The organism is Streptomyces sp. NPDC127097, assembly GCF_042724075.1.
Classification (GTDB): domain Bacteria; phylum Actinomycetota; class Actinomycetes; order Streptomycetales; family Streptomycetaceae; genus Streptomyces.
In genome coordinates this window covers 1-673 of record NZ_JBHXFI010000018.1, presented here as the reverse complement: position 1 = coordinate 673, position 673 = coordinate 1, and the positions used below count along the sequence as shown (strand labels likewise).

The following is a 673-nucleotide window of genomic DNA, read 5'->3' as shown; positions in this document are numbered from 1 at the left end:
GGCGGGCCCCGGGGGCCCCCGGCGGGGGGGCGGGCCCGGGCCGTTTCCGGTGCGCGGCGACGGCCGGGCACCGTTTTTGGACAACTCCACGGGGATGACCGCGAATTCCCGCCGCGGTACAACCTTCCACGCCCGAGCACCGTCCAACACTGCGAATGACCACGCAACGCACTTCACCCAACGGGGGGTTTTCCATGAAGCGTTCTCGTGCCATCGCAGGAGCCGCGGCACTGGCCGTGGCCGGTATCGCCACGATGGCGACGGCCACCACCGCGGCCGCCGCGCCGACGGCCGCCGCCGCGTACAACGGAGCCTGCGGAAGCGGCTACCGCGTAGTGAATTCCGTACCGGTCACCGGAAAGGGGACCGTGTACCTGACGTACAGCGCCAAGACCGGAAAGAACTGTGTCGTGACCGTGCGGAACAGCGCCGGGAAGCGGGTGTACATGAACGCCTATGTCGCGGCCACCGACGGCAGTTCCGACTGGATTTACGACAGCGGTCAGTACACCTCGTACGCCGGTCCCGTCTATCTGCCCGGAAAGGGCATCTGTGTGGACTGGGGCGGCGCGATCGAGACGGTCAGCGTCAGCGTTTCCGGCTCCAACTGCGGCCGGATGGCGGCCGGTGTGGTGACACACCACTGATCCCCCACGACGGCGGGTTCCCGGGC

The 673-nt window shown here is 68.6% G+C and carries 1 protein-coding gene; it reads left to right on the top strand.

From position 1 onward, the window contains the following. Positions 1 to 194 precede the first annotated feature (194 nt). The gene (locus ACFWJW_RS16160) at positions 195 to 647 is read left to right on the top strand and encodes a spore-associated protein A (RefSeq protein WP_387240656.1); all 453 of its coding nucleotides are present in this window, start codon (positions 195 to 197) and stop codon (positions 645 to 647) included. Positions 648 to 673 lie beyond the last annotated feature (26 nt).

Excerpts from the sequence above, each read along its gene's own strand:
- ACFWJW_RS16160 (WP_387240656.1), top strand. The coding sequence starts at position 195 with ATGAAGCGTTCTCGTGCCATCGCAGGAGCCGCGGCACTGGCCGTGGCC.